The following is a 21,824-nucleotide window of genomic DNA, read 5'->3' as shown; positions in this document are numbered from 1 at the left end:
ATCTTTTTTCCCAAAACACGACATCCCCGAAAACATGGTCAAGGACACGCGCGTCATGGACGATACGGATTGGCGGGAGCAGCGCCGCCGGGTGATGGCCGAGGCCCGGCGGGTGGTGGTCAAGGTGGGCAGCGCGGTGCTGGCCGGACAGGGCGGAGTGGACCAGGCCGTGGTGGCCGACCTGGCCCGGCAGGTGGCGGCGCTTTCGGGCGAGGGCCGCGACGTGCTCATGGTCTCAAGCGGCGCGGTGGCCGCCGGGCGCGGGGTCATCAGCTCCCACTACAACCCCTCCCTGGTGCCGCATCGCCAGGCGGCCTCGGCCATCGGGCAAAGCCGTCTGATCCACGCCTACGACCAGGAATTCGCCTTGCACGGCCGGGCGGCGGCCCAGGTGCTTTTGACCCGCGACGACCTGGAGTCGCGCGAACGCTACCTCAACCTGCGCAACACCCTGCGCACCCTGTTCGATTTCGGAGTCATCCCCATTTTGAACGAGAACGATTCCGTGGCCGTGCAGGAACTGGTCTACGGGGACAACGACTGTCTGGCCGGTCTGTTGGTGGGGGTGATCGGGGCGGATCTCTTCGTGAACCTGACCTCGGCCCGGGGGGTGTTCGCGCAAAATCCCGAGGAGGCCCCGGACGCCCCGCCCATGGCCTGCATTCCGGACATCGGTTCCCTGGATATCGCGGCCATGTGCGGCCAAAAGACCCTGCTGGGCACCGGCGGCATGCATTCCAAGCTCCTCTCGGCCAAGCGCGTGGCCCAGTTGTGCACGCCGACCCTGATCCTGTGCGGCCGCGAACCCGGGGCCATGGTCCGGGCCTTTGCCGGGGAGGAGATCGGCACCTGGGTGGCCCCGGAGAAAAAGGCCATCTCCCGGCGCAAATACTGGCTGGCCTACAACCTGGACCCCAAGGGCGACATCGTCATCGACGCAGGCGCGGCCCGGGCCTTGCGCGAAGGCGGCAAGAGCCTGCTTCCGGCCGGGATCGTGGACGTGAGCGGGGATTTCGGGGTGGGCGCGCCGGTGCGCATCGTCCTGGCCGACGGCGAGGCCGTGGGGGTGGGGCTGTCCAACTACGGCGCGGCGGACCTGTTGAAAATCATGGGCCTGCGCAGCAACCGCATCGCCCAGGTGCTCGGGCAGGCCTCCTATCCCGAGGCCGTCCACCGCGACAACATGGTGCTCGGGGCGGCCATCTAGGGCCGGGCGTCGGCCAAAAAGCGTCTCAGCGGGGCGTCTGCCCCAGCACCTCCGCCATCACCCGGGCAAGCGCTTCAATCGTGTGGGGCTTGGTCACATATCCGTCCATCCCGGCCATGAGAAAATGCTCCTTGTCGCCGGGCATGGCATAGGCGGTCAGGGCGACGACGGGGAGGCGCTTCACCTCCTCGCCGACCTCGCCGCCGCGGATGGCCCGGGTGGCCTCCAACCCGTCCATGACCGGCATCTGGATGTCCATGAGCACCATGTCGAAGGGTTCCCGGCGCAGGGCGTCCAGGGCCTGTCGGCCGTCGCCGACCACATGCACGGCGGCCCCGGCGAGCTCCAACTGCCGCTTGACGGCGAGACAGCCGGTCTGATCGTCGTCGGCCAGCAGCACCCGCAGGCCGTGGAGAAACGACATGTCCTCCGGGCCCGGCTGTTCCGGGGCGGGGAGGGGGGCCGCCACGGCGAAGGGCATGGTGAGATACATGGTGGTCCCCTCGCCGACCGTGCTGTCCAGGGCGATGTCGCCGCCCATGAGGCGCACGAGGTGCTTGCAGATGGACAGGCCCAGCCCTGCGCCCTGGTGGGTCCGGGTGAATCCCGCGCTGGCCTGGATGAAGGGCGTGAACAAGCTCTCAAGCTTGTCTTCGGGAATGCCGCACCCGGTGTCCGACACCGCGAACAGGATGCGGCAGCGGCCGGGGGGCGAAAACGGCAGCCGCGAGGCCTCCACGGTCACGCTGCCGGAGGATGTGAACTTGAAGGCGTTGCCCACAAAGTTGTTGAGCACCTGTTGGAGACGCAGGGTGTCGCCGATCAGGCGGTCGGGGAGGGCCGGGTCGATGCGGACCAGGAAAGAGACGCCGGTCTGGCGTGCGGCAGGCAGGAACAACTGCTCCACCGCGAAGATCGCCCCGGACAGGCTGAAGGGTTCGGCCTGGATAGCCAGCCGTCCCGCCTCGATCCGGGAGAGATCCAGGATGTCCGAGAGCAGCCGGGTCAACCGCTGGCTGGATTGGATGGCCATGTCGGCATATCCCTCCTGCTCGGCGTCCAGGGGCGTGGTCTTTATGAGCTGGAGCATGCCCAGAACGCCGTTGAGGGGGGTTCGGATCTCGTGGCTCATGTTGGCCAGGAATTCGGACTTGGCCTGGCTGGCGGCCTCGGCCTGCTCTTTGGCCTGGCGTAGCGCCGCTTCGTCGTCCAGGCGCTCCATCTCTCCGGCGGCCCGGACGGCCGCCAGTTTCAGGGTCGACTCGGCCAATGCGCGGTTCGCCAGGGGGCTGCGCCCGATAACCGCGATCAGGCCGATGGGCTGCCCGGTGTGCCCGAACAGGGTCACGCCGACATAGCTTTCCGCCCGCAGTTCCGTAAGCACATGGTCGTGCGGGAAAAGTCGACGCACGTTGGCGGGGAAGCAGCAGACCATTTTGCCCGCCACCTCGCCGCAGGGCGTGTCTTTGAGGGCATACGCCACATTGTCCTCGAAATGGCCGTCGCACCAGACGGCTACCGTCCGGGCGGTCAATCCTTCCCCTTCGAGACGGTCGATGCAGACGAAGTCCATGCCCAGGTTCTGGGCCAGATACCTGGCCAGGGCGTGGAAAAACGGCTCGCTGGCGGGCCCGCTGCCGGTTTGGGCCAGAAACCGCAACACGTCTTCCATCCGCTTGCGCTCGGTGATGTCCCGGCACAGGCATAACACCAGGGGGTCACCGGCCACCAAGGCCCCGCATGCGCTGATCTCCACGTCGTATTCCGATCCGTCCCGGCGCCGGTGGCGGCTTTCGAACACGCTGTTTAAGCGCGTCAAATCCGCAAAATTGGCGCGGATGTCTTCCTCGGTCTGACAGGCTTCCCAATCCCAGGTGTGCATGTGCATCACGTCGTCGACGCCGCATCCCAGCATGTCGGCAAAGCGCCGGTTCACGTCCACGACCTGATGCTCTGCATTGATGACCACGATTCCGTCGTTGCTGGTGTCCATCAAGGCGCGGCGGCGGGCGGACTCGTTTTTCAAGTCCTGTTCGGCGCGCTTGCGTTCGGTGATGTCCGTGAACATGGCGAAGGAGCCGACGAACCGGCCGGTGTCGTCCTTGAGCACCTTTGCGGCCACCAGGGTCCACAGTGCGGAGCCGTCCTTGCGCCGAAAGCGGCGTTCGTAGATCTCGTCGATCCCGGCGTGCCGCCGCTGCATGCGTTGGGCGTGGGCCGCCATGTCCTCGACAAAGAAAAAGTCCTCAACCTTCCGTCCCAGCATGTCCTGCGACGTATATCCCAGCATGTTGGCCATGCTCTCGTTGACGAAGGTGGTCGCATGGGTGGCGTCCATGGACCAGATCCCCTCGTTGGCGGTTTCCACCAGCAGGCGATAGCTGCCCTCGCTGGTCTTCAGATCGGCCCGTGCCTGTTCGCCTCGCATCCTTTTGACGATCATGAGGCCGAAAAGCGCCGTGCCCAGGGGATAGATCGCCAGCACCGGAAGCGAGATGCGGGACAGGACGGAGAGGGCGGTGTCCCAGGGAAGCGTCAGCATCAGGGCCAGCATGGCGATGTGAACGGCCAGGCCGAAAAGGAACAGTTCCCGGAACGGACGCCGGTATTCCTGGGGCCGCCCGCGCAGATGCCGCCAGGCGATTCCAATGAGCCCGGAAGCCAGGATCACGAACACCCCTGTCCAGGCCCCGATCCCGCCCTGGGAGAGCCGGAAGGCGGCGGTCACGGCCATGGCCGTCAGGGTGGGCACGGCGCCGAAAAAAAGGCCCGAGATGCTGACCAGGACCGAGCGGGTGTCGAAAACCACGCCCGGGGAAAAGGTCCAGGGCGTGAGCATGACCACCAGGCCCAAGACGCCCAGCCCCGCCCCCAGGGCGAGCTGTCGGAGCAGACCTTTCGATTTCCCGCGCGGTCCTTGCATCAGGGCCTCGAACAGAAGCGCCCCGATCAGAAGCAGGGCGATGTTCTGTATAAGCGAGATGGTGGTTGGCATGGCGATCCTGGTTTTGGCGATGACCGGTTGGGTTGTTCGACACCTAACACGCCAAGCGGAGTTTGCCAATTTTTCGGGTCAGTGATGTCTTTCACAGCATGTTTTTTAAGCCTTGGCGACGATGTTGCGTGATCAGGAATGTATCGGGGCCGGGGTTTGCCAGGAGGGCAGGGGCGGACAAGAGATTGACGCCAGGGGCATTTTGAGCAGAAGCGTCGCTTTGGCGCATTGTTGCAAAAGCGCGGGGCCGACGCTGAAACGGGCGGCCCCGGGCGCACACGGATGCCTGCCCGGGCCTGGGAATTGGACGGGGACGGGGGAGCGGCGTCTCAGGCCAGGGCCAGCCAGTTGCGGACCACCCGGCGGCAGAACTCCTGGGACTCGGCCGCCAAAACGGGCAGATCGGCGGCAAGCTCGGCGAAATAGGCCTCGCCGTAGGCCTCCCGGTAGGGGGCGTAGGTGTCGATGCCCCCCTGTCGGAACAGAGCGATCCAGTTGCTGGCGATCACCGAATCGACCTCCAGGTGGAACTGGAAGCCATAGGAGGCGGCCCCGACCCGGAAGCATTGGTTGGGGCAGTCCTGCCCGGCGACCAGGGCCACGGCCCCCGGGGGCAGGTCGAAGGTGTCCTCGTGAAACTCCATGAGCCGGGGCAGGGGCAGGGCGGGCCCAAGCACGGGATCGACCCGCCCGTCGGCGGTGGCCGCAAGCGGCGTGAACCCGAATTCCAGCCGACCCATGGGCCATGGTCTGCCGCCATGTGCCCGGGCCAAAAGCTGCGCCCCCAGGCAGATGCCGGCCACGGGACGTTTTTCGGCCGCAAAGGCCCGCATGAGCGTCAGCAGGGCCGGGAAATGGGGCGACGCCGCGTCGTCGAACGCATGCTGCGGCCCCCCCAGGACCACCAGGGCGTCGAACCCCTCGGGAGACGGAGGAAGCCCCTGTCCCTCGGCCGGGGCGACCGTGGTCAGGATCGCGCCCAGCCGGGCCAAGCCCTTGACGAAATCCCCGCCCGGGGCCCGGTCGCTGTGTTGCACCACCAGGATGCGCCGCCCCATGGATACGTCATCCGAAACAGGATGCACGGTCACGGCCGTTTCGTAATACGGCGTGCCGTCGCCCACCCGGCTGGCCATATCCCGGGTCAGGCGGTTGAGGCCGTGCCCGGCCTTGGTCCAGCCTCCCCGGTCGGCCGCCAGGATGTCCGGCCGCAGTCCTGCTTCCGCACGCAACGTGGCCATGGCCTCGCCATGCGGGCTTTTCACCATGACCGGCATGCCGTCGGCCAGGCCCCGCCGGGCGGCCTCGGAGGCGGCCAGCCGGACCACGGGCAGGGGCTCGTGGTCGGCCATGGTCCGTTCGGAGCAGATGTAGCCGTGGGGGGCGATGGTCAAGAACCGGTAGGGATAGGCCGGGTCGGGTTCGGGAATGTGGGACGGATCGAACGCGGTCAGGAACTGGAACTTTCCCGACGGCGTGGGGAAGACCTTGTCCGCATAGGGGACCATGGGGGCGTTTAGGCGCAAGTGCCCCTTTTTGAGGGTGTCCGGGTCGCCGCCCTGCTCCCACACCGGGGCGCATAGCTCGCGCAGCCAGGCGTCCTCGCTTTTGCGGAAGCTGTTCGCAAAGGGGAAGCGCGCCGCCAGCTCGTAAAACATGCGAAATTCCGATTTGCATTCGCCCACAGGCGCGATGGCCGGATTGACCGGTCCCACATAGTTGTGCCCGTAGCTGGCCATGACGTCGGTCTCTTCCAGGAAGGTCGTGGCGGGCAGAAAGACGTGGGCGAAATCGGAGGTGTCGTCCATGTAATGGCCGGAATAGACCACGAACTCGGCCTTGCGGAAGGCGGCGGCCACCAAGGAGGTGTTGGGGGCCATGCACAGGGGGTTGGCCGCCGTGACGTAGATCATGCGAATGGCCGGGTCTTTGGCCGCCAGGATCTCCCGGCCGATGACCGGCAACAGCAGGGTGCGGCGCGGCGGATTGAGGCCGTCGCCCCACAGGCGTTGGTCGTAGGGCCCGTATTCCTCGAAGCCCTGGCTCACCCCGCCGCCGGGCACGCCCAGGTTGCCGCAGATGGCCCCCAGGGCGTCGATGGCCCGGATGCCGTAGTGGGCGTATTCATGGCGGTGCAGGCCCCAGCCGAGCAGGATGGAGGCGGGTTTCTTGGCCATGAGCGTCTCGGCCAGAAGCTCAACCTCCCCCCGGGACACCCCGGCCCGGCGGCACAGGTCGTCCACGGAAAAGCCCGACAAAATCTCCAGGTAGGCCTCCACGCCCACGGCATGACGGGCCAAAAACTCCCGGTCCCCGGCCCCGGCGGCCAGCACCAGCTTGGCGGCGGCCATGGCCAGGAAGACGTCGCCGCCCGGCCGGGGGGCGATGTGGTGGTCGGCCAGGACCGCCGACTTGCTGCGCATGGGGTCGATGAGCAGGACCGTGCCGCCGCGTTTGCGGATGTCCCGGGTGATGGCCGTGAGGCTGATGTTGGTGGACACGGGGTTTCTGCCCCACAGGATCATGGCCTGGCTGTGGTAATGGTCCAGGGGATCGTGGGAGATGCGTTCGCCCAGGTCCAGGTTCTGGGAGGCCTGTCCGGCGCCGCCGCACAGGGAGCCGCGCAGGGTGGTCACTCCTCCGAAAAGGTTGAAGAAATACTTATTGAGGAGCTTAAGCGCCGTCCTTTCGCCATACCCTTGGTAATACAGAATAGACTCAGTTCCGGACTCTGAAGCGTAAGTCTTCAGGCGTTCGGCCACCAGATCCAGCACCTCGTCCCAACCCGTGCGGACCCACCGGCCATTGACCCGGAGCATGGGGTGGGTGATGCGTTCCGGGCCGTAGACCCGTTTGACGTAGCGGGCGGCCTTGACGCAGGTCACGCCCCGGGTCAGCGGGTGGGCAGGATTCCCGGCCAGCCCGGTCAGTCGGCCGCCGTCCACGGTGGCCAACAGGCCGCAGGCGTTGGGGCAATCCCTCGTGCAGGTGGTGATGACGGTCTTGACGTCGCTCATGGATTTCCGGCCTCCGCCGGGGCGGCCTGTCGGGCGCCGCCCGCCTCGCCCTCCCCGGTTGCGGGGGAGGCGGTTCGCTTCAGGGCCATGCAGCCGCCCTGGCAGCGCCGCATGAAGTCCTTGCATTCGAAACATGCCGCCGAGACGTTGGCAAGCCGGATGGGCCGCGCCGCCTCGGCCAGTCGCCACATGAGGGCGGCATGGTCGGCAAAGGCCGTCACGTCGGGAACGCTGATGCCGCGCATGGGCAGGCAATAGGAGGCGGACAGATCGGGATGCACGTCCGCGCAGGGGTGGCAGACCCCGGAAAACTTCATGGAGACCCGCTCCAGGTAACGCCGATCCTCGTCGCACAGGTCGCACAGGCGTACGCTGCAATCCAGTCCCGTGCGCACCCCCCGGGCCTCGCAGGCCTTCACGAAGGAGGCCGCATGGGACATGATCTGCCGGGTGTCGTCCAGGGTGAAGTGGTCGTTGTCCGCGTCGTGGTTCGGGCGGGAGATGTCGTAGCGCACGGTGGTCACGCCGTAGCGGTCCAGGGCGTCAAGCAGATAGCCGTAGTCCAGGCCTGTGCGTGAGAAATTTTTGGAGAAGGCCACCCTGGCCCCGAGCTGGCGCAGCCGGGTCAGGGTGGCGTGGAGCATGGCGGCCTGGGCCGGGGCATAGCCGGCTGGGTCGTTGTAGTTGACCACGAAGTTTGCGACCAGGGGGGCGAGGCGATCCGCCAGGGAGACGGGGAACAGGCCGTTGGTGAAAAGCGCCGCCGGGATGCCTGCGGCCACGGTGGCCGCGATCATCTCCGGCAGTTCCGGATGCAGGGTCGGTTCGCCGCCGATGAAGGCCGCCGCCGGGAGCCCGGCCCCGCGCATCCACGGAAGAAGCCTGGCGAACGTCTCCCGGGTCATGTCCCCTGGGTATTCCTGCCGCATCCGCGTGGCGAAGCAGTAGGGACAGGCCAGATTGCAGCGATAGGTGACGAATATCTTGATCATGCCGTCCTCAAGGCCGCCTCGGCCCTGGCAAGCGTTCCATGGTTTCGGGAGGCCCGGCCGTCAGGCCGTCAGGCGTTGGCCGGTGGCCGCATCGAAGGCGTGCAGCATGGAGGGGAGCTTGATGCGCAGGCCGATCTCCCGGCCCACGGCCACGGTCTTGGCCGCAGCGCTCTCCACCAGGACGCGCACCTCGGCCTCGTCCTTCTTCACCGTCAACACGGACTTGAGCCCCAGGGGCTCGATATCGGACACCACTCCGGTCAAATCCGCTCCGGAGAGGTCGGCCAGCCCCAGGTTCTCGGGCCGGACGCCCAGCTCGAATCCGTCCGGGGCGGCGGCCAGGACCGGACGCAGATGCCCCGGGACGGGCAGCCGCCACCCCGAGACGCGGATGGCCTCCCCGTCCGGATCGAGGCGGGCCGGGAGGATGTTGATCAGCGGCGCGCCCACGGCCCGGGCCGTCTCCCGGTCCACGGGCTGGTCGTAGAGCGCCTGGGGCGTGGCGATCTGGACCACCCGTCCCTGGCGCAGCATGACCACCGTGTCGGCGATGGCCAGGGCCTCGTTGAAGTCCGGCGTGGCCATAAGGAAGGAATAGCCGTGTTCGCTTTGCAGGCGTCGCAGTTCGGCGCGCAGTTCGATGCGCAGCTTGGCGTCCAGGCTGGAGAGGGGTTCGTCCAAAAGAAACAGGCTCGGCGTCCGGATGAGCGCCCGGCCCAGGGCGATGCGCTGCCGTTCGCCGCCGCTCATGGTCGCCGGGAGCCGTCCCAGGGTGTGGCCAATTTTGAGCACCTTGGCCATGGCCTGGACCTTCTCCGCGATCTCCGGCCGGGGCGTCTTTCGGATCAAAAGGGGGCTTGCGATGTTCTCGAAGCCGGTCTTGTTGGGATACAGGGCCAGATTGTCGAAGATCATGGCTATGTCGCGGTCCTTGGGCTCCCACCCGGCCACGTCCCGGCCCGCCAGGAGCACCCGCCCGGCGTCGGGCTGATCCAGCCCGGCGATGAGGCGCAGGGTGGTGGTCTTGCCCGCCCCGGCATGGCCCAGGATGACCGTCAGCGAGGCTTTGGGGACCGTGAAGGACACGCCGTCCAGGGCGGGCTTGCCCCGGAAGCTTTTCGTCAGGTTTTCCAGGGCCAGGACCGGGGCCGTCTGGCCGCCAGGCGCGGTGTCGTTCACAGGGGCCTCCCCATGGGGCTTACGTCCAGTCTGCGGCTGCTGTCGCCGCCGAAAAAGACCAGGGAACCTGGGTCGAAATCCATCCCCACGGACTGTCCCATCACGGGACGCTCGGAGGCGGGGAGGATGACATCCAGTTTGACCGAGGCGACATCTACGGTGACCACCACGTCGCCGCCCCGGAACTCCACCAGGGAGACCTTCCCGGCCAGGGGGGCTTCGGACTCCGGGGCCAGCCGCAGGGACTCGGGCCGCAGCCCCAGGGTGTACGAGCCTTTTTTCAGGGAGCAGTCCACGGGCAGGGCCAGGGTCAGGGGGCCATGGGTGAACGTCGGTCCCGCCGCGCCGGGCGTGATCTCCCCGGCCAGCAGGTTCATGGGCGGCGAGCCCAAAAATCCGGCCACATAGACATGGTCCGGGCGTTCGCAGATGACGCTGGTTTTCTCCACCTGAAGGATCTTCCCGGCATGCATCACGGCGATGCGGTCGGCCAGGGACAGGGCCTCGATCTGGTCGTGGGTGACGTAGATGATGGTCAGGCCGATTTCGCTTTGCAGACGTCGCAGCTCCCGGCGCATGGTCAACCGGGCGGCGGCCTCCAGGTTGGACAGGGGCTCGTCCAAAAGCAGCACGGCCGGTTTGGTCACCAGGGTGCGGCCGATGGCCACCCGCTGCATCTCGGAACCGCCGAGATCCCGGGCCCGGACATTGAGGCGGCCGCCCATGCCCAAAAGCTCCGCGACCTCGTCCACGGCCCGGTCGATGTCGTCCTTGGCCGCCTTGCGCACCACCAGGCCGAAGGCCAGGTTCTGACGCACGGTCATGGAGGGAAAGACCGCATAATCCTGGAACACCAGGCCCACGTTGCGTTTGCCCGGGGGGATGTTCACGATGGACAGCCCGTCGATGTGGATGTCGCCCGAGGTGGGTTCTTCCAGGCCGACGACCATGTTCAGGGTGGTGGACTTGCCGCAGCCCGAGGGTCCGAGCAGGGCGATGGTCTCCCCGGGGGCCACGCTTAAGTCGATGCCGTCCACGGCCACCACGGCCCCGTCGTTGTATTCTTTGACCAGGGACACGAGTTCGAGTTTGGGGATGCTCATTGTTTGATGGCTCCGAAGGTCATGCCCCGGGCCAGATGGCCCTGGATGAGGTAGCCGACGATGACCAGGGGAACCATGGCCAGGACGGCCAGGGCGGCCTGGACGCCGTAGAGGGTTCCAGCCGTGGCCGTGACGTACTTGGCCAGTTGCACGGGGATGGTGCTCACGTTGCTGTAGGAGAGCACCAGGGCGAACATGAATTCCGACCAGTTGAGGATGAAGATGAACATGGTGGTGGCGAAAAGCCCGCCCCGGATGAGCGGGATGGTCACCGTGAGGTGGGCCTTCATGCGCGATTTGCCGTCGATCATGGCCGCCTCCTCGATCTCCCGGGGCAGGTCGTCCACGAAGCTTTTGAGCATCCAGGTGGAGAAGGGCAGGGTGGCCGCCACGTAGATGGCGATGAGCCCCACGTAGCTGTCGGTCAAGCCGATGTTGGAGAAGATGATCACGAAGGGCACGGCGATGGCCGCCGGGGGGAACATCCGTCCGGAGAGGATGACCAGCGGCGTGGATTTGTTCTCGGCGCCGTAGCGGGAGATGCCGATGGCCGCGAACAGCCCGATGAGCACCGACAGGGCCGTGGACGTGATCGAGGCCAGAAGCGAACCGAAGACGGCCTTGGTGGCCGACTGGCTGACCCCGCCCACGCCGTATTCCTTGAGGGCGTCGGGATCGAAGAGGGTCTTGAAGTTGATAAGCGTCGGTTCCGACGGAATCCAGATGGCGGGCGAGGCGTTCCAGTCCGTGGGGGGCTTGATGGCCGTCATGAGGATCCAGAACACCGGGAAGAGCACCAAGGCCAGGGCGGCGGCCAGAAGCGCCGCCTGGAGCAGGGTGAGATTTTTCGAGAGCATCAGCGCTTCACCTCCAAAAGCTGGTTGCGCACCGGCATCAGCAGCAGGTGGATGAGCCCCAGCGCCCCGAGGAGCACCAGGAAGGCGGCGGCCGCGCCGTAGGCCAGTTGGAAATCGTTGAAGGCCAGCTTGTAAATATAGAGGCTGATGGTCTCCGTGGCCGATCCGGGTCCGCCCCGGGTCAGCATGAACACCTCGTCGAAAAGCTTGATGATCTCCATGGCCCGGATGACGAAGGCCACGATGATCACCGGTTTCAGCGTGGGCATGATCACCCGCCAGAAGACCTGGCGGGGGTTGGCCCCCAGGATGACCGCCGCGCGCACCGGGTTTTCCGGCACGGAGTTGAGGCCCGACAAAAGGATCAGAAAAAAAAGCGGCGTCCAGTGCCAGACCTCGGTGATGATGACCGCCAAGACGGCCAGGGGGGCGCTGCGGAACCACTCCATGGCCATGTCGGGGCCAAGGACGAATTCGAGGATCTGGTTCACGGGGCCGCTGGACTGGAAGAGCATCCAGAAGATGTAGCCGACCACCACCGGCAGGATCATCATGGGCGTCAAAAAGGCGGAGAAAAGCAGGGACTTGCCCCGAAACGAGCGCATGAACAGGACCGCCAGGGAGAGCCCGAAGGTGAATTCCAGGGCCAGACAGACGGCGGAGATGCACAGGGTGCGTAGGACCGCATACAGGAACCGGGTGTCCCAGATGAGCAGTTCGCTGTAGTTCTCAAACCCCACGAACTCGGCGTCGAACAGGGAGCCCCGGGTAGGCGACCAGTCGGTGAAGCTCATGTACAGGGCCACCAGAAGCGGGATGACCAGGACCAGGACGGAAACGATCTGCCCCGGCAGGGTCAGGGCCAGGCCGATGGAGCCGCCCTTCGCCCGGGGAGGCTTTCCCCCGCCGTGCGGCGCAGCAGGGGAAAGGTCCGGGGCGTCGGAGGATGTCGCGACGGGTGGGTTCAAAACGTTTGCCTTTTTGCGCCCCCCAGGCCCCTTTGGAGCCGGGGGGGCGGTTTCGGCGCTCGGATGCGCCCGTCTCAAAGACAACACAAGTATGCAACAATCAGCAACGGATGCGTCAGGTAGGGGCGTTCCTCCCGCTAGGCATCCGGCCACTTGTCCGCGCCGCTGGCCTTCTTGATGGGCTCGGCCAGGTTCTTGGCCAGGGTCAGCCAGGACTTGCGCACCTTGTCCTTGCCGATGCGCTTGGTGATCCGCTCAAAGGAGTGGGCGGCGGCCTCCAGGGCCTCCTTGGGCTTTTTCTCGCCGGTCATGCAGGCGTGGACCTGCTTGTCCAGGGCGTCCTGGTATTCGAAGCCGCCGGGCAGGCAGAAGTCCGGCACGGTGTTGACCATGTTGTCGTAGAGGGTCTTTAAGTACGGCTTGGTGTAGGTTTGCACCAACCGCTCGGTGGGCTCGAGCATGTGGTTGACCCGGTAGGGATCGGAATAGCCGCCCAGGTAAGGAATGGCGTCGGCCGAGATGGTCGGGGAGGTCATCCACTGGGAATAGGCGTAGGCCAGTTCGGGGTTGGCGGAATACTTGGACACGGCGTAGCCGTAGCCCCAGCAGAAAAGCCCGGCGTAGAGCTTGCTGCCGTCTTTCAAGAAGTCGGCGGGCATGACCGTGGCCGCGATCTTGCCGGTAGTGGCCGGGCCGGTGGAGGGGGCCATGGAATACTTGAATCCCGAAGGCCACACGATGTTCATGAACCCTTCGCCGCGTCCGAAGGCGTTGTAGTTCGAGGACCAGGTGAAGCTGAAGGCGTCGGGATGCAGGTAGGCGTTCATGGCCAGCATGTCTTCCAGGGCGGCCACGCCTTCCTCGGAGTTGAAGGTGGGATTCATGTCCGCGTCGAAATACAGCTTGCCCTTGGACACCAGGCGCTGCATGAACATCCACTTGACGTAGTAGGGAGAGCGGTATTCCAGGGAGCCGTAGAAGCCCTTGGCCGGATCGTGCATGAACTGGGCCAGGTTGTAGTATTCCTTCCAGGTGTGGGGCACGGAAAGCTCATAGCCGTACTTGTCGGCGAAGGCCTTTTTCTTTTCCGGGTCGTCCAGGTAGTCCGAGCGGCAAAGGAGCGTGATCTGGTCGCCGTCGTTGAGAAGTCCGGCCACGCGGCCGTTGTAGAGCTGGGCATGGTGGCTGGCCGGGAAGACCACGCCCCACTGCTTGTTGAAAAGGTCCGGCTGGTATTTGTCGGTCCAGTCCGTGAGGTCGTAGATGACCCCGGAGTCGATCCAGTCCGGATAGGACATGGCCGTGGGCATCATCACGTCGTAACGGCCGGTCTTGGCCACGGCCTCCTGCATGCCCTTGGTGTGCACCACCTCGTCGGGCTCTTCGATGAACTCCAACTGGATGCCCAACTCATTTTTCCACTTGTCCACGTACGGGGTCATGTTGCCGATGGACCCGGTGGGGATCAAAAGCGTCAGGGTCTTCTTGTCGGCCTTGGCGGCGGCCTCCTTGGCCAGGGCCCAGGCCCGCTCCTCGGGGCCGGAGATGGAGGCCCAGGCCGTGGCCGCGCCAAAGGGCGACAGGCTCACGGCGTTGGCCACCGCCGCCGTGACCCCCAGGGCCATAAGCTTGGTCAGAAAGCTGCGCCGGGTCATTTTGCCTGCGTCGAACTTCTTGCATGCCTTGCCGATTTTGCGTTTCGTCTCGTCCATGCTGCACCTCGCGAAGTGGTTTGAATTCGAATCCTTTTTGGGCGCCCCCTGGGGGGGCGGGCGCGCCGTGGGCCTCGTTGAAATAGACGTCTCCTGCGCCGTGTCCCTGGCGGTTACAGGCTGTAGCGTTGGTACGCGTTTTCGCAGGGGTTGCCGGGGCAGACCTCGATCCATCCTGCTTCCGGGTCCATGACCACGGCGAAGACGGTGTGGAAGGCCGTACGCTCGTCCTCGCCGGGGAATCCGTGGGCGCAGATGCAGCGCGGATGGTTGACGTGGTTCGCGGACAGTTCCTTGAGGGCCTCCGGGGTCAGGCGGCCACGGCGTGTGTCCAGGAACCCCTGGGCCACCTGGCGGCGCACCATGGAGCCGCCGTGGCTGAGCCAGTTCGGCGTCTCGAAGGCCCGCATGCGATCTGAAAGGTAGTGGTTGGTGTGGGCTCTCGAGCCGTCGATATCCAGGAGGTCGTAGGTCGTGGCCGAGGTTTCGGCGCAAAAGGCCGCCCCGGACCCGGCCATCTGGTAGTTGATGCCCGTGGCCCGGGGGGAGAAGATCGCCGCGCCCAGGGCGTCGCCGATGCGCTCGGCGCAAAGGGCCTTGCGCACGATAAAGGGATAGATGACCCCGGGCCGGGCGTCCGTGGCCGCCACCTTGTTGATGACCAGCCCCACCCCGGCGCTGCTTACGCCGCACAGGCCCAGGATTCCGGCGAAGGACACGATCAGGGCCTGGGGGCCGTTTTCGGGGCGAAGGCGCAACAGGCACAGGTATTTCTCGTAATACTTCTCCATGTCGTAGGTCTGGCCGAGGTAGGCCCGGCCGTCCGCCGAGGCCCCGGCCATGACGTTGACGGTCGTGCAGCCCCACAGGGAATCGGGCAGCAGCCTGCCCCCGAGCCCCGGGGCCCGCACGTCCTCCAACTCCAGGAAGCAGTTGAGATGCAGGATCTCTTCGAAGGTCGTCCCGGCCCCCTCGGCGACGCCGCGCATCTCGTCCACCAGTCCCGGGGAGAATTTCTCCAGAAATCCGATGTTGCGCAGGCAAAAGGCCGTCAGCGTCTCGTGCCCGGCCCTGAGGTAGGCGTTGTTGGCCTGATGCACGGCCGCGATGCTGGCCACGAAGTCCGTGATGGCCTCCTTCATGGTCCGGCCGTAGACCAGGCCCATCTCGAAGGGGGTTCCGGCGAGTTCGATGACCGGGATGATTCGGGACATGGGGGTTCCTCCATTGCGGTCTTGTTCCGGGGGGCGTCCGGCTCTTGCGCCGGGGGGGGACGCCCTGGGATTGCCTGGGGCGCCCAAGGCGCCCGTGGCGAGACGCCGCAATCCGGACAGGCTTTACACGTACGTAGCAGTGAAACGCCTCGACGCCTGCGGCCAGCGGCCCGACGCTAGATCAGCTCCATGTAGTAGTCCCATTCCCAGGGATCGATGCGGTTGTTGAATTCCGGCGTGCCGTAGTCCGGGAAGCGGGCCTTGGCCGTCTCCACCTCGAACTTTTTGAGGGCCAGGACCAGTTTGATGAACTCCGGGTCGAGCACGGCGTGCAGGTCCGTATCGTTTTCAAAGGCCTCGATGGCCTCGTCCAGGCTGCCCGGGAGCCGGGGCACGTCGTCGCGTTCGTAGGCGATATCGGTGATGGGGGCCGGGAGTTCCGGGGAGGACTGGATGCCCTCCAGTCCGGCGGCCAGGGTGGTCAGAGCCAGGAGGTAGGGGTTGGTCCCGGCGCAGGCCAGGCGGTTTTCGAAATGGGTGCTCTGGCCCCGGCAGCCCTTGACCCGGATGCCCACGGTGCGGTTCTCCATGCCCCAGGTGGCGCTGTGGGGGGCAAAGGAGTTGACCCGGTAGCGTTTGTAGCAATTGATGGTCGGGGCGGTGAACACGGTGTTGGCCCGGGCGTGCTTGAGCATTCCGGCCAGGAACTTCCGGGCCAGATCCGTGAGGCCGTATTCGCCGCTTGGATCGTCGAAGGCGTTTTTGCCGGTTTTTTTGTCGATGAGGCTGACGTGGAAATGGGAGCCGGAACCGCTGGAGCCGATGAAAGGCTTGGTCAGCCAGGTAGCGATGTAGCCGTGCTGCAGGGCGATTTCCTTGGTTCCCATCTTGAACAGGAAGGCCGTGTCCGCAGCGCCCAGGCCGTCCTTGTAATAGAGGTTGAGCTCCTGCTGCCCGGGGCCGTGCTCGGAGTTCTGGGTGATGATGCGCACCCCGGCCTGGTCCATCTTGCGCATGAGGTCGTAGATGAAATCGATGTCGAAGTTGTTTTTAAGCGTCACGAAAATGGGTTGTCCGCCGTAGACGGGCTTTTTGGTGTCCTTGTTCAGGACGTAGAATTCGAATTCGTAGCCCAGGCGGCAGATGTAGCCCAGGCTGTCGAAGGTGTTAATGAGCTTTTTAAGGAGCAGCCGCGGGGAGGCCATGGCCGGTGTTCCGTCGTACCAATAGGGGTCCACGGTGATGTTGGCGGTGTTGGGAACCCAGGGCAGGACCGTGAAGGTGGACAGGTCGGGCACCGTGCAGTGGTCGGCAAAGGCCACTTCTTCGGCATATCCGGTGCCCTTGGGGACCATGGACTGGATGTCCAGGCCAAGGAGACCGCCATAGAAGTTGAGTCCGTTTTCGATGTAGTCCATAAACGATCCGACAGGGACGGTCTTGCTTCTGGAGACGCCGTGCAGATCGGACTGCTCGAAGCGGATGAAATGGATATCGTGGTCCCGGATCGTCTTTTTGATGGTGTCTATGGACATCGACGAGGGCTGCTGCATGGTCATGGGTGGTCTTCCTTTTGGGTTTCTTTCCCGGCTTCGCCGTGTCCGGTCGACGCCGCCGTTTTTCCATGATTGTAAATTTCAGGATATGTATATCAATCCCCGTGCCAACGCCGCTATGCGTAATTTTATGTAATGAATAACGTATGTTATATCAATATTGCGGTGCCGTTCAGCTTCCCTGGAAACGACGCATGGCCATGTCTTCTCATTTCTAAGAATTATTTTCTTTCATGTGAGAAAAATGCTTCTTTTCTTGTTTTTGATTATATGCATATTTTCAGTAGGATATAGTTATGCGGCCGGATTTGCATTTGCCTGGGCATTGGATTAGGCTGTCTCCAAAAGGAAAAATAACAAAAAAGGGAATTTCGCCCTTCTGGAAAGGGAGAGGCGGACATGACCGTACACTTCCATCACTTCGCCGCGCGAAGCCTCACCGCCCTGGCGGTGTTCTCCGCCGACGGCCGCGTGACCTTCGCCAATCGCGCCTTCCGGGAGGTTGTGTGCGCAACGGGGGAGGGGGCGTCCGGGCGCCTGCTGGACGAGCTGCCCCTGGCCCCCGAGGTGCGGCAGGGGTTCGCGGGCGGCCTGGCCGCCGTGTTCGCCCAGGACGAGCCCCGGCGTTTCTCCTGGGAGGACGCCTCAGGAGACGAACCCCGGCGGTTCGTCTGCCAGATCACCCTGTTTCCCGGGACTGCGGGGGACGGCGGCCAGGCCGTGGCGGAGGTGCTCGAAGAGCCCGTGGACGAACGCCTCAAGCAGGCGCTCAAAGCCGAGCGGCTGGTGCGCCGCCGCGAGGAGCATCTCAAAAAACGCGGCCGCCGACTCTTTTTGAACGTCATCGACGAGCTGCCGGTGTTCGTCTACATGCAGCGCCGCGACTACACCGTGGCCTACGCCAACCGGAAAACGCGCAATTTTTACGGCGAGACCGACGGCCGCTATTGCTACGAGGTCTTCAGCGGGCGGGACGCGCCCTGCCCCCACTGTCCCACCTTCCGGGTCTTCGAGACCGGCGAGCCCGAGAACTGGCAGTTCACCGACGGCGACGGCCGCACCTTCCACATCTACGACTATCCCTTCGAGGACGAGCAGGGCGAGCCCCTGGTCATGGAGCTGGGCATCGACATCACCGAGCTCAAGCGCGTGGAGCGCGAGCTCTACCAGGCCCACAAGATGCGGGCCATCGGGGTGCTGGCCGGGGGCATCGCCCACGACCTGAACAACAACCTGGTCCCCATCATCTTCAACATCGACTATGCCTTAAACAAGACCGCCGACCGGATCCTGGCCGAACCCCTGGCCGATGCCCTGCGCGCGGCCTACCGGGCCGCCGACCTTGTGGAACAGGTCTTGGAATACAGCCGCCAGCAAAACGTCAGCCATTCCCCCCTGCGGCTGACCCCCCTGGCCAGGGAAAGCCTGGATCTGCTCCAGGCCTCCCTGCCCGCAAGCGTCACCCTCAAGGCCGCTTACCGGGCCGCCAAGGACTGCGTCATGGCCCATCCGGCCCAGGTGCAGCAGCTTTTGTTGAACCTGTGCCGCAACGCCGTGCAGGCCATGCCCGGCGGCGGCCTGCTCGCCGTGGCCCTGGACAACCTGACCGTGGCCTCCAGGAAAAAGGCCCCCCATCCCGGGTTGGCCCCCGGGGACTATGCGGTCCTGCGGGTCACGGACAACGGCCGGGGCATCGAGCCGGACAAGATCGAGCGCATCTTCGAGCCGTTTTTCACCACCAAGATGAACTCCGGAGGGACCGGGATGGGGCTGGCCGTGGTCCACGCCATCGCCACAAGCTGCGGGGGCGGCGTCTCGGTGCAAAGCGTTCCCGGCCAGGGCGCGACGTTTACGGTCTATCTGCCCCTATGCGCCCCGGCCGGGGAGCAGATCGTGGCCGAGCCGCGCCCCGTGAAGGGGGCCACCGGACGGCTGCTTCTGGTGGACGACGACGCCGGGGCCCTGTCGGCCATGTCCCGGGTGTTGCGCGAGGCGGGATTCACCGTGTTCACCGCCGACAGCGGCGAGGAAGGGCTCAAGGAATATTTCCGGGCCCGGGGGCGCTACGACCTGGTCGTCGCCGACCTCTCCATGCCCGGGATAAGCGGCATGGACATGGCCGGAAGGATCTTGGACCACGACCCCGCCGCCAAGGTGGTCATCTGCACCGGGCATGTGGCGCCGGACCTGGAGGCCAAGGCCGAGGCGGCGGGCATCGCCGGGTTTCTCATGAAGCCCATGACCCCCGGGGCCCTGGTGGGGCGCATTCGCGGCCTGTGCCCCGCCGCCCCCGCCGGGCCTGTCCCCGGCGCGGCGGGCGATCCCCGGCCGGACGAAAAGCCCCGTGGCCCAGGCCGCGAAAAACCGGAAACGCCATGGCCCGCATCCTGATCATCGACGACGACGAGCTCATCCGCAACAGCCTCTCCCGCTGTTTTGCGGACATGGGGCACGAGATCCTCCTGGCCGGGGATCTGCGCGCGGGCATGGACCTGGCCGCCACCGGCGTCGATGTCGTCTACCTGGACCTGCACCTGCCCGACGGCGACGGCCAAAAGGCCATCGACGGCCTGGCGGCCTCCCCCGCCCATCCCGAGATCATCGTCATCACCGGCCTGGGGAACAATTATGGGGCCAGGCAAAGCCTGGCCAACGGGGCCTGGGACTACATCCGGAAACCGGCCTCGCCGCAAAGCGTCCGGGCCTCCCTGGCCGACGTGCTGGCCTACCGCCGGGACCACCGGCGCGGTCCCGCAACCCATGAGCCCTGCGACGACGGCATCCTCGGCGTCTCGCCGCCCATGCAACGGGTCCGGACGCGGATCGCCCAGGCCGCCGACAGCGAGGCCGGGGTGCTTCTGCTTGGGGAGACCGGGGTGGGCAAGGAACTCGCGGCCCGGGCCATACACGCCCAGAGCCGCCGGGGGGCGGGGCCGTTCGTGGTCGTGGACTGCGGCAATCTTACGGAGACCCTGGTGGAGAGCGCCCTGTACGGCCATGTCAGGGGCGCCTTCACCGGGGCCCATGCGGATCGCAAGGGGTTGGTGGGCGAGGCCGACGGGGGGACGCTTTTTTTGGACGAGGTCGGGGAGTTGCCCCCGGTCCAGCAGAAATCCTTTTTGCGGGTGCTCCAGGAGCGCCGCTATCGTCCGGTGGGCGGGGCCAGGGAGCTTTCCAGCGACTTTCGACTGGTGGCCGCCACCAACCGCGACCTGGAGGCCCTGGCCGGGACCGGGGAGTTTCGCAGCGACCTGTTGTTTCGGCTGCGCACCCTGGAGATCGGCCTGCCGCCCTTGCGGGAGCGCGGGGAGGACATCCCGCTTCTGGCCGCCCACTTCATCGGCGTGTCCTGCGACCGGTACGGCCTTCCCGCCAAGCGGGTCTCGGCCCAGCTCATGCGGCTTCTCACCGGATATCCGTGGCCGGGAAACGTCCGGGAACTGGGGAACGTCATGGAGGCGGCGGTCATCGCCGCCGGGCGCGACGCCGTGGTCTATCCCAAGCACCTGCCGGGCCATCTCCGGTTCTCCGCCCTGGACGCCGACCCGGGCGACGGCGCGGCCCCGGCCGGGGCGTCCTTCGCCCCTCCCGGGAGGGCCGGGGACGTGGTTCCCTACGACGAATACAAGGCCCGGCGGGACAAGGAATATTTTCAGGAGCTCATGGCCCTGTGCAGCCACGACGTGTCCACGGCCAGCCTGATGTCCGGTCTGAGCGTGCCGAGCATCTACCGCCACCTCGGCCTGGCGAACATCCCCACCCGGCGTAAGAAGACCTGACCCGCGACGACTTTTAGGCGGCCGGTGAGGCGCCGGTCTTGAGGGTTCGCCCGGTCATCCGGCGGTAGGCCCATTCCAGGCCGAAGCACACGGGCAAGAGCCCGAGCATGGTCCAAAAGGCCGCCTGGGAGTGGACGAACATGTTGCCCCCGAGCACGGCCAAAAGGCCCAGGCACAGGGCGATGGACAGCCAGATGAGCGCCGGTCGGCCGCCGGTTGCGGCCCGCAGGCGGAGGTGTGCGGCGGCCACGGCGGCGTAGATGAAGAGAAACGCCCCGCTGCCCATCATGGCCACGCTTGAGAGGTCGAAGAAAAGGACGAACACGAGCACCAATGCGGCTGTCAGAAAAAGGCCTTCCGGGGCCCGCTTCCAGGCCATGCGGTCGAAAACCTCCGGGAGCTGGCCGTCCCGGGCGATCATGTAGCAGACGTTGGCCGCTCCAAAAAGCGTGGCGTTGAGGGCGGCGGCCGTGGCGAACAGCGCGCCCACGGCGATGAAGGTGAATCCGGCCCCGCCCATGAAGGTCTTGGCCGCCTGGGACAGGGCGTAGTCCCCGGCGGCGTTGGCCACCAGCCCGAAGCCCTCGTAGGCGATAAAGAGCATCCCCCCGCCGAAGACGATGCCCGTGGGCGGCGCCCATTCCGAGGCGGAAAGCCCGGCCCAGTCGGCCGTGGCGCAGCCCCACACGGCGAAGATGGACAGCACGCCCAGGTTCACGGCCACGGTGACCAGTTCCGACCGGCCCACGGAGGCCGCGCCGCCTCGGCGCGTTCTGTTACAGCGTCGGCAGGGATTGTGGCCCCATTGACCTTACCCCATCGAGTATGAGGTGGTTGCGGGAAAATGGATAATTGGTTAAACTATATTTCTTGCGCGAGGAGGATGGATTCCGATGTCCTAGCGACGGTAGTTTTCGGCTGAGTTTCATGCCAAGGTGGCGCGTGAAGCCCTGTTCGGCGAGTTGACCGTAAGTGAGTTGGCCAGCAAGTACAACGTGCACCAAACGGTGATCGCGAGTTGGAAGCGTCAGGCCAAGGAAGGTCTGGTGGGAACCTTTTCCGGGAAGACGGCAGCCGTAAAAAAGATGCCGCTGCCGAGATTTGGATGGCTCTTGGTTGCGGCGGCCGTCGGCTCTCTCGTATTTTGGCGTCAACCTCTGAATACCGAGTAACAGCGACAACATTCATTCTAAATCACGCGCTGAAATCTTGTTGAGTGAGTTCTCGAAAGGCAAATCTGAAGGA

The 21,824-nt window shown here is 65.6% G+C and carries 14 protein-coding genes and 1 pseudogene; 4 read left to right on the top strand and 11 right to left on the bottom strand.

The window, feature by feature from the left end:
* Positions 1–55 precede the first annotated feature (55 nt).
* On the top strand, positions 56–1,207 hold the full coding sequence (gene proB / locus V3572_RS00210) for a glutamate 5-kinase (protein ID WP_332108948.1): 1,152 nt from the start codon (positions 56–58) through the stop codon (positions 1,205–1,207).
* A gap of 25 nt (positions 1,208–1,232) precedes the next feature.
* On the opposite strand, the gene V3572_RS00205 is transcribed toward proB, so the two are convergent.
* From V3572_RS00205 to V3572_RS00160, 10 genes are all read right to left on the bottom strand, one after another.
* Complete coding sequence (locus V3572_RS00205) at positions 1,233–4,202, bottom strand: PAS domain S-box protein (protein WP_332108947.1); 2,970 nt, start codon at positions 4,200–4,202, stop codon at positions 1,233–1,235.
* A gap of 329 nt (positions 4,203–4,531) precedes the next feature.
* The gene (locus V3572_RS00200; protein WP_332108946.1) at positions 4,532–7,219 is read right to left on the bottom strand and encodes a molybdopterin-dependent oxidoreductase; all 2,688 of its coding nucleotides are present in this window, start codon (positions 7,217–7,219) and stop codon (positions 4,532–4,534) included.
* Positions 7,216–8,211, bottom strand: coding sequence for a radical SAM protein (locus tag V3572_RS00195; protein WP_332108945.1), 996 nt, complete (start codon positions 8,209–8,211; stop codon positions 7,216–7,218). The genes V3572_RS00200 and V3572_RS00195 overlap by 4 nt, the downstream gene beginning before the upstream one ends.
* A 60-nt stretch (positions 8,212–8,271) precedes the next feature.
* Positions 8,272–9,390, bottom strand: a complete 1,119-nt coding sequence (locus V3572_RS00190; RefSeq protein ID WP_332108944.1) for an ABC transporter ATP-binding protein — start codon at positions 9,388–9,390, stop codon at positions 8,272–8,274.
* A complete protein-coding gene (locus V3572_RS00185; RefSeq protein WP_332108943.1) occupies positions 9,387–10,493 on the bottom strand; it encodes an ABC transporter ATP-binding protein in 1,107 nt (368 codons plus the stop codon). The genes V3572_RS00190 and V3572_RS00185 overlap by 4 nt, the downstream gene beginning before the upstream one ends.
* A complete protein-coding gene (locus tag V3572_RS00180) occupies positions 10,490–11,350 on the bottom strand; it encodes a carbohydrate ABC transporter permease (RefSeq protein WP_332108942.1) in 861 nt (286 codons plus the stop codon). Before V3572_RS00180 ends, V3572_RS00185 begins: the two co-directional genes overlap by 4 nt.
* Positions 11,350–12,318: a carbohydrate ABC transporter permease gene (locus tag V3572_RS00175; RefSeq protein ID WP_332108941.1), complete on the bottom strand. Its 969-nt coding sequence runs from the start codon at positions 12,316–12,318 to the stop codon at positions 11,350–11,352. Before V3572_RS00175 ends, V3572_RS00180 begins: the two co-directional genes overlap by 1 nt.
* A 137-nt stretch (positions 12,319–12,455) precedes the next feature.
* Entirely contained in the window at positions 12,456–14,030 is a 1,575-nt protein-coding gene (locus V3572_RS00170; protein WP_332108940.1) for an extracellular solute-binding protein, read from the bottom strand.
* A 113-nt stretch (positions 14,031–14,143) separates the two neighbouring features.
* Positions 14,144–15,244, bottom strand: a complete 1,101-nt coding sequence (locus V3572_RS00165; protein WP_332108939.1) for a C45 family peptidase — start codon at positions 15,242–15,244, stop codon at positions 14,144–14,146.
* 176 nt (positions 15,245–15,420) lie between these two features.
* Positions 15,421–16,803, bottom strand: a complete 1,383-nt coding sequence (locus V3572_RS00160; protein WP_332108938.1) for a glutamine synthetase family protein — start codon at positions 16,801–16,803, stop codon at positions 15,421–15,423.
* Positions 16,804–17,199: 396 nt separating this feature from the next.
* Here V3572_RS00160 and V3572_RS00155 point away from each other — a divergent pair, with 396 nt between their 5' ends.
* Positions 17,200–19,191 (top strand): hybrid sensor histidine kinase/response regulator, encoded by a 1,992-nt coding sequence (locus V3572_RS00155; RefSeq protein WP_332108937.1) that lies wholly within the window; start codon positions 17,200–17,202, stop codon positions 19,189–19,191.
* Complete coding sequence (locus V3572_RS00150; RefSeq protein WP_332108936.1) at positions 19,176–20,579, top strand: sigma-54-dependent transcriptional regulator; 1,404 nt, start codon at positions 19,176–19,178, stop codon at positions 20,577–20,579. Before V3572_RS00155 ends, V3572_RS00150 begins: the two co-directional genes overlap by 16 nt.
* A 13-nt stretch (positions 20,580–20,592) precedes the next feature.
* On the opposite strand, the gene V3572_RS00145 is transcribed toward V3572_RS00150, so the two are convergent.
* Positions 20,593–21,327: a hypothetical protein gene (locus tag V3572_RS00145; RefSeq protein WP_332108935.1), complete on the bottom strand. Its 735-nt coding sequence runs from the start codon at positions 21,325–21,327 to the stop codon at positions 20,593–20,595.
* Positions 21,328–21,490: 163 nt separating this feature from the next.
* Between V3572_RS00145 and V3572_RS00140 the strand changes: the two are divergent.
* Positions 21,491–21,661, top strand: a pseudogene (locus V3572_RS00140) (transposase); the annotation flags it as partial.
* Positions 21,662–21,824: the final 163 nt, after the last annotated feature.

Source organism: Desulfolutivibrio sp. (genome assembly GCF_036584575.1).
In the GTDB taxonomy this organism is placed as follows: Bacteria; Desulfobacterota; Desulfovibrionia; order Desulfovibrionales; family Desulfovibrionaceae; genus Desulfolutivibrio.
This window is presented reverse-complemented; position numbering and strand designations above follow the sequence as displayed.

Excerpts from the sequence above, each read along its gene's own strand:
- V3572_RS00160 (WP_332108938.1), bottom strand. The coding sequence starts at position 16,803 with ATGACCATGCAGCAGCCCTCGTCGATGTCCATAGACACCATCAAAAAG.
- V3572_RS00165 (WP_332108939.1), bottom strand. The coding sequence starts at position 15,244 with ATGTCCCGAATCATCCCGGTCATCGAACTCGCCGGAACCCCCTTCGAG.
- proB (WP_332108948.1), top strand. The coding sequence starts at position 56 with ATGGACGATACGGATTGGCGGGAGCAGCGCCGCCGGGTGATGGCCGAG.
- V3572_RS00170 (WP_332108940.1), bottom strand. The coding sequence starts at position 14,030 with ATGGACGAGACGAAACGCAAAATCGGCAAGGCATGCAAGAAGTTCGAC.
- V3572_RS00180 (WP_332108942.1), bottom strand. The coding sequence starts at position 11,350 with ATGCTCTCGAAAAATCTCACCCTGCTCCAGGCGGCGCTTCTGGCCGCC.
- V3572_RS00185 (WP_332108943.1), bottom strand. The coding sequence starts at position 10,493 with ATGAGCATCCCCAAACTCGAACTCGTGTCCCTGGTCAAAGAATACAAC.
- V3572_RS00195 (WP_332108945.1), bottom strand. The coding sequence starts at position 8,211 with ATGATCAAGATATTCGTCACCTATCGCTGCAATCTGGCCTGTCCCTAC.
- V3572_RS00205 (WP_332108947.1), bottom strand. The coding sequence starts at position 4,202 with ATGCCAACCACCATCTCGCTTATACAGAACATCGCCCTGCTTCTGATC.
- V3572_RS00155 (WP_332108937.1), top strand. The coding sequence starts at position 17,200 with ATGACCGTACACTTCCATCACTTCGCCGCGCGAAGCCTCACCGCCCTG.
- V3572_RS00200 (WP_332108946.1), bottom strand. The coding sequence starts at position 7,219 with ATGAGCGACGTCAAGACCGTCATCACCACCTGCACGAGGGATTGCCCC.
- V3572_RS00150 (WP_332108936.1), top strand. The coding sequence starts at position 19,176 with ATGGCCCGCATCCTGATCATCGACGACGACGAGCTCATCCGCAACAGC.